Source organism: Halomonas sp. 707B3 (genome assembly GCF_024158645.1).
GTDB lineage: Bacteria > Pseudomonadota > Gammaproteobacteria > Pseudomonadales > Halomonadaceae > Vreelandella > Vreelandella lionensis.
Genome location: NZ_JAMZBE010000176.1, coordinates 1 through 6,646, shown reverse-complemented (window position 1 = coordinate 6,646; position 6,646 = coordinate 1). Strand labels below are relative to the sequence as shown.

General features: G+C 54.3%; 7 protein-coding genes. 6 read left to right on the top strand and 1 reads right to left on the bottom strand.

Translation table 11 applies throughout. From position 1 onward, the window contains the following. Positions 1-165: 165 nt before the first annotated feature. Together BIS10_RS16545 and speG are read left to right on the top strand one after the other, a co-directional pair. Positions 166-1,371 (top strand): FAD-binding oxidoreductase, encoded by a 1,206-nt coding sequence (locus tag BIS10_RS16545; protein WP_253506866.1) that lies wholly within the window; start codon positions 166-168, stop codon positions 1,369-1,371. 125 nt (positions 1,372-1,496) lie between these two features. Continuing rightward, complete coding sequence (gene speG, locus BIS10_RS16540) at positions 1,497-2,048, top strand: spermidine N1-acetyltransferase (RefSeq protein WP_253506863.1); 552 nt, start codon at positions 1,497-1,499, stop codon at positions 2,046-2,048. A 62-nt stretch (positions 2,049-2,110) separates the two neighbouring features. Here the strand turns inward: speG and BIS10_RS18965 are convergent, their stop codons facing one another. Continuing rightward, on the bottom strand, positions 2,111-2,233 hold the full coding sequence (locus BIS10_RS18965) for a hypothetical protein (protein ID WP_301282080.1): 123 nt from the start codon (positions 2,231-2,233) through the stop codon (positions 2,111-2,113). 582 nt (positions 2,234-2,815) lie between these two features. Between BIS10_RS18965 and BIS10_RS16535 the strand changes: the two genes are divergently transcribed. The 4 genes from BIS10_RS16535 to BIS10_RS16520 all read left to right on the top strand — a co-directional run. After that, entirely contained in the window at positions 2,816-4,528 is a 1,713-nt protein-coding gene (locus BIS10_RS16535) for a thiamine pyrophosphate-dependent enzyme (protein WP_253506859.1), read from the top strand. Between the two features lie 63 nt (positions 4,529-4,591). Beyond that, positions 4,592-5,395, top strand: coding sequence for an alpha/beta fold hydrolase (locus BIS10_RS16530; protein WP_253506856.1), 804 nt, complete (start codon positions 4,592-4,594; stop codon positions 5,393-5,395). Between the two features lie 43 nt (positions 5,396-5,438). Continuing rightward, positions 5,439-6,206, top strand: a complete 768-nt coding sequence (locus tag BIS10_RS16525; RefSeq protein ID WP_253506853.1) for a metallophosphoesterase — start codon at positions 5,439-5,441, stop codon at positions 6,204-6,206. A 90-nt stretch (positions 6,207-6,296) separates the two neighbouring features. Beyond that, the coding region (locus tag BIS10_RS16520) for an alanine:cation symporter family protein (RefSeq protein ID WP_253506851.1) at positions 6,297-6,646 on the top strand (350 nt) is incomplete at its 3' end.

The following is a 6,646-nucleotide window of genomic DNA, read 5'->3' as shown; positions in this document are numbered from 1 at the left end:
GTATCGCTACGTAAATCAATCATATGATTCTCTCCCGGCGGCCCTCCCGAACAGGGCACTATTGATATAAACAGCTATGGTTATCGCAGACATAACTATCGCAAACATGGATCATCGTTTGTATAACCAACTCCTACCGCATGGCAACCTAGCATAGGCAATTAGATGGATCTTAAAAGTGGTTACCCGTTTTGGACGGTGAAAAATGGTCTGTTAACGGCTTTCCCGCAGCTTACCCACGATCACCAAACGGAAACGGTGATTATCGGTGGCGGTATTACGGGGGCGTTAATTGCCGACGAGCTAAGTCGCCACGGTCATCAAGTCGTGGTACTCGAACGCAGGGACGTAGGGTGGGGCAGTTCTGCGGCCAGTACGGCGCTGCTGCAGTACGAGATTGATACCCACATGGTGCACTTGGCCGAGCAGTACGGGGAGGCCAATGCGGTGATGGCTTATCGCAGCTGTGCCGAAGCGATTCATTCACTGGAGCGACTCGCAGCGGAACTTGGCAATGTGGCGTTTAGCCGTCAAGAGAGCCTCTATTTCGCCAGTCATGACGGAGATGTGGCGGCCTTGAAAGCGGAGCTTGCGATGCGCAAGCGCTTTGGCTTTGACGTTGCCTGGCTTGACCAGCGTGCGCTTGAATCCGGCTACGGTTTTTCAGCCCCGGGCGCGATTCTTTCCTCGTTGGCTGCCAGCATTGACCCTTACCGTATGGCATATCATCTGCTGGAGAATGTGGTGCGACGTGGCGGAGGTGTGTTTGATCGCACACAGGTCGCGCGGCTTGAGCCGAACGCTGAGGGTGTCGAGGTTATCTTGCGCAACGGAGCGACGCTGCGCTGCCAACAGGTGATTATCGCAGCAGGTTACGAGAGCCAGTCGTGGTTGCCTGAACAGGTAGCCGAAAATCGCAGCAGCTACGCGTTTGTCACTGACCCGTTGCCTCTTGATGTGCTGGGCAAGCTAAGCCATACACTGGTGTGGGAGTCGGCGCGGCCATATCTCTACTTACGCTCTACCCAGGATGGGCGGCTGCTCATCGGCGGTGAAGATGATGAGGAAGATATTCCGGAGCGCCGGGATGCGCGTGTGATGGAAAAAGCCCAGACGTTGACCGCAAAGGTAGAAGCGCTCTGGCCGGGTTTAAAGATCAACCCGACGTTTTGTTGGGGCGGCACCTTTGCGGAAACGGACGATGGTTTACCCTATTTCGGGCCTCATGAGGCGCTAGGGCCTCGGGTGCATTTTGCCATGGCCTACGGGGGGAATGGCATTACCTACAGCATGATAGGCGCTCAACTGCTGCGCGCGCTCATTGAAGGCCGTCAGCACCCGTTAAGCGCGCTATTCTCATTTCAGCGGTAGTGTCTTGCCAATCACCTATCGGTAAGTAAACCGCTACACTACGAATATGGATGAATGTGTGTTTTGTCAGCAGGTGCGTCTTGCCTGCTGGTGAGCATTATGTAATTGATAAGTGAGTGTTTTTCATGAGCCCCACCCTGTTTTTACGTGCCCTAGAGCGTAACGATCTGCGCTTTGTGCATGAGCTCAACAATAATCAGAGCATTATGTCGTACTGGTTTGAAGAGCCTTATGAGTCGTTTGATGAGCTTGAGGAGCTGTATAACAAGCATATTCACGACAATGCGGAACGGCGCTTTGTTGCCGAAGACAGCAGCGGGGAAGCGATTGGCTTAGTAGAGCTGATTGAAATTGATTACATCCATCGCAGCGCCGAGTTTCAAATCATTATTACACCTGAACATCAAGGCAAAGGGTTTGCTCGCTCGCTCATTCGTCAGGCGTTGCACTACTCGTTTACGATTCTCAACCTCCATAAGGTCTACCTGATTGTGGCGGTCCAGAATGTAAAAGCGATCCACCTCTACGAGGAGAGTGGGTTTATAGAAGAAGGACATTTAGTGCAGGAGTTTTTCATCAACGGCAAATACCGTGATGTAAAGCGAATGTATATTCTGCAAGACACTTATTTAGCTCAGCTAGGCACGCAGCCAGAGGAAGAGGGCGGTTGGGGCTAATGATGAGATGACCACAGCGCCCCGGTGGGTAACATGTTGCCCACCAGGGCACGGAAGGTGCTTTATTGCTGACGCATGTACGCTGCCAGAGCATCAAAGGCAGCGCGCTGCTGCTGAGCACGTTTTGCCCACACTTCCATAACATCGACTTCCATGGCCGGTTGCTGAGTAGCGGCATTTTTCATGGCGAACACTCCTGGTACAGGGGTAGAGGAATCATTTTTGTTATACACAGCTTGCGTTGTGCAATGCAGTAAAATAGCTGTGATATGAATATTAGGCGCTTTAGCAAGGCGTGGCTAGTCCAAAAGATGTAAGTGATATGCCATGGCGCGTAAGAAATAGCTTACAAAATGGGATAAAAAAAGCACCGCTTCTGTCTAGCCTATTGAATGGAAAAGGTTTTCATAATACAAAAAAGCCGACATCAGTCGTCGGCTTGGGGTGTTATCTTTTCGTCTATAGGGGGTAAAACAGGCGAGAAAACGCTCGTTAGCAGTAAAAGTTAGCGAGTGCGTCATTAGCGGCGCGTTGCCACTGCGCCTGACATTGCCAAAACGCGAGCACTTCATCATTACGTGCTGAGATTACCTTCATGATTGTCATCACATGGTCCTCCTGTGGGACAACACTCAACAGTGTAGCTCCTTTTTTGCTGCGCCGCAGCATAATGCTTGGGATATGAAGACTACCCAGCAAAATATCCCATCTGCAGCTAGGCTTGACAGGCTGATCTGTTCATTTTTCCCCTGCGAAAGGAGTCGCACATGAGCACTAATGTCGCTGAAATCATCGTCGAAACGCTGCAAAGCGCTGGCGCAAAGCGTTGTTACGGCGTGGTGGGTGATACTTTGAATCACTTTACGGACGCTTTACGGCAAAGCGATATCCAGTGGATTGGCGTCCGTCATGAAGAGGTGGGTGGTTTTGCAGCCGGTGGCGAGGCGTATATGACCCAGGAGCTAGCGTTATGCGCAGGTTCCTGCGGCCCCGGTAGCCTGCATTTTGTGAACGGGTTGTTTGATGCCCACCGTAATGGCTCTCCCGTGGTGCTAATCGCCTCGCAAATTGGGCTCAGTGATACCGGTAGCCAATTTCCCCAGGAAGTCGATCAAAGCGCCATTTTCAAACAGTACAGCGTGTTTTGTGAAACCGTTGTCTCTGCCGAGCAGGCGCACCGTATGGCCGCTTTAGCCGCCCAGGCGGCTCTCGCCAAGCGCGGCGTTGCGGTGCTGATCGTACCGGGCGATGTGATGACGCAAACGCCGGATAATCAGTTGGGCTATCGCACGCATCGGTTTAGCTACTCGCTACGGCCAACGGCACAAGCGCTGGTGCCCGCCGTCGAGCAGCTCAATAAAGGCGGCAACATCACTATTTTTGCCGGCGCTGGCTGCGAGGATGCGCGGGAACAGGTGATCGCCCTGGCGGAAAAACTGCAGGCCCCGATTGCCTGGACCTCTCGGGCGAAGGATTTCATAGAGCACGACAACCCTTATCACGTTGGCATGACGGGCGTGTATGGCCTGGAAGGCGGCTATCACGCGGTGGCCGAGTGCGACACCTTGCTGCTACTCGGCTGTAATTTTGCGTTTAGCCAGTTCTACCCAGAGCGTGCGACGATTATTCAGGTGGACCAAGACCCAACGCATATCGGCAAACGCTATCCGGTAGACGTGGGCATCGTCGGCAGCACGCGGGATACCTGCGAGGCGCTCACTCAAGTTGTTAAGGAGAATACGCGCAGCCACTGGCTAGAGAAGTGTCGCAAGCGCTACGCCAAATCGTTGGAAAAATCGGCCCATCAAAGCCGCGATAGCCAAGTGATTCACCCACAAGAGCTGACGTTGGCCATTGACCGCCACGCGGCGGAGAAGGCCTTTTTTACGGCTGATACCGGCAGCGTCAACGTATGGATGCTGCGCCATATTCGCGCCTCCCAGCAGCGGCGCACCCTGGCGAGTTTGCAGCACGGCACCATGGCCAATGCGTATCCTCAGGCGTTGGGGGTTCAGTTGGCGTATCCCCACCGCCAAGTGATTGCCATGTGCGGAGATGGCGGGTTAACCATGCTGATGGGGGATTTATTAACCTTAGTGCAGCAGCAAATTCCGCTAAAAATTGTGGTGTATAACAACAGCTCTCTAAGCTTTGTAGAGTTAGAGCAAAAAGTAGACGGATTGCTTGATGCTTACACGGAGCTTAAAAACCCCAACTTTGGCGAGGTCGCCACCGCCATGGGGTTATGGGGGCGCCGGGTCGAGCAGGAGGCTGAGTTGGATGTAGCGATTAGCCAGTGGCTTGCCCAGCCGGGGCCTGCCTTATTAGATGTGGTGGTGAACCCCATGGAGCTGGTGATGCCTCCCAAAGTAGAGGCTGGGCAGGTTGCTTCAACAGCGCTCTACTCCGCTAAAGCCGTATTGAGCGGGCGCATGGACGAGGTGGTTCACTTAGTCAAAAGTAACTTCTTAAAACGCTAGCGGCTTTTCGCATGCTATGTTGGCAGTGGCTCATGACAAACTGACAACATTAAGAGCAATGCTATGACGCTAACGCCGGCTATTCATCACCATGACCGCTGGGTGAATACAACCAGTGGTCGAATATTTACGCGGACTTGGGAATCAGGCAGCACTCGTTCGGATGTCCCTATTGTGCTGTTTCACGACTCCCTTGGCTGTGTAGATCTATGGCGCAGCTTTCCCGCGGCGCTTTGCGCCGCAACTCGGCAACGGGTTATTGCTTACGACCGGCTTGGCTTTGGCCGCTCCGATGCGTACCCAACGCCTCTGCCGCTCAGTTTTATCGACGATGAACCCACGGGAAGCTTTGCAGCACTACGCGAGGCCTACCAAATCACACGCTTTATCGCCCTGGGTCATAGCGTTGGGGGTTGCATGGCGGTGCACTGTGCTGGGGGGTACCCGGATCAGTGCCAAGGGCTGATAACCATTGCTGCCCAAGCGTTTAATGAAAACCGCACACGGCAGGGGATTGAGGAGGCAAACGTTGCCTTTCAGGCGCCGGAACAGTTCGCCAAGCTGGCCAGGTACCACGGCGACAAAGCCCGCTGGGTACTCAACGCCTGGGTGGACACATGGCTAAGCCCCGCGTTTGCAGAGTGGTCACTCATCCCTGCGCTTGAACAAGTACAGTGCCCGACACTCGTGCTGCATGGCGAAAAAGACGAGTACGGGTCTCATCGTCAGCCTGAGCGTATTGCCCGCTATACCCAAGGCCCCGCTCACTGCGAAATGCTACCCGGCATCGGTCATATTCCTCACCGGGAAGCCGAAGCCGTGGTGGTCGAGTTTGCCCGCCAATTTATCGCTCGCCTTGCCTATTAACGGCTTAATCTCAGGCCCATGTAAGCATCATGAGAGACGTTCTATGCGCTTAAGAGTTTTATCCGATCTTCATTTAGAACATTTTGACGGACACCGCGAACTGCCGCCTGCCGAGGCGGATGTGGTGGTGTTGGCAGGGGATATTCATCGCAGAGCAGAGGGGCTGGCCTGGGCGCGGAAGCAGTTTCCCGACCTGCCGATTCTCTACGTGCCGGGCAACCATGAGTTCTACGGCACCTGCATGCCGCTGCTGCGCCAAGAGTTAGCGCTAGAAGCTGCTAGGTATGATATCGAACTGCTAGATAATCGTAGCGTGACCATTGGTGGAGTACGCTTTTACGGCACAATGCTCTGGACAGATTTTGCGCTCTATGCCGACGACCCTACCCGCAACCCCTTAGATACCGAAGCGAAAGCGCTGCGCTATATGCCCGATTTTCGCATCATTACCACGGCTCCCGGCCAAGTGTTCACGCCCCAAGCCAGCCAAGAGATGCACTGTGAAGCGCTAGAGTGGTTGGGTCGCGAGCTTCAACAGCCTTTCGATGGCCCCCGCGTAGTGGTGAGCCATCATGCCCCGCTGCACGGTTGCATTCCCGAGCAGTACATAGGCGACGCGCTCTCACCCGCCTTTGCCTCCCACCTCCCGCAACTGATGGGCAAGATGGATCTTTGGATTCACGGCCACGTCCACGAGCCGGTGGATATACTACACAGCGGCACCCGCGTTATCGCCAATCCGGGCGGTTATCCGGAGGAGTTTTCGCCGCCGCTGTTTCGGCCTGATTGGATGGTCACGGTGGGCGAATAAGGGCTGAAATAACGCGCTGCTCTATAACCTAGCTACACTCCTACCTGTGACGATAACAGTTGCTCATACAACCACAGGGAGTGATAGGCGATGGAAATATTAGAAACAGTGCTAGGGCCACTTCGTGATGGTTTATATGCGGTCATGATGCCCGTCAGCAACTTTATCTGGAGCTACATTCTTGTTTACCTGCTGCTGGGTGCAGGCCTGCTATTCACGGTCATGACGCGTGGTATGCAGTTTCGTCTGTTTCGGCACATGGCCCACGTGACCTTTACCGCACGCGGCGCGGGTGACGGCATCAGTGGCTTTCAGGCATTCGCGACTTCCATGGCGGCACGGGTCGGTACCGGTAATTTGGCGGGGGTCGCTTTGGCGCTGTGGATTGGTGGCCCTGGGGCGATCTTTTGGATGTGGGTGACCGCGCTATTAGGGTTTGC

What these genes read in the sequence shown, in the direction of transcription:
- BIS10_RS16545 (WP_253506866.1), top strand. Translation starts at nt 166, where the DNA reads ATGGATCTTAAAAGTGGTTACCCGTTTTGGACGGTGAAAAATGGTCTG.
- speG (WP_253506863.1), top strand. Translation starts at nt 1,497, where the DNA reads ATGAGCCCCACCCTGTTTTTACGTGCCCTAGAGCGTAACGATCTGCGC.
- BIS10_RS18965 (WP_301282080.1), bottom strand. Translation starts at nt 2,233, where the DNA reads ATGAAAAATGCCGCTACTCAGCAACCGGCCATGGAAGTCGATGTTATG.
- BIS10_RS16535 (WP_253506859.1), top strand. Translation starts at nt 2,816, where the DNA reads ATGAGCACTAATGTCGCTGAAATCATCGTCGAAACGCTGCAAAGCGCT.
- BIS10_RS16530 (WP_253506856.1), top strand. Translation starts at nt 4,592, where the DNA reads ATGACGCTAACGCCGGCTATTCATCACCATGACCGCTGGGTGAATACA.
- BIS10_RS16525 (WP_253506853.1), top strand. Translation starts at nt 5,439, where the DNA reads ATGCGCTTAAGAGTTTTATCCGATCTTCATTTAGAACATTTTGACGGA.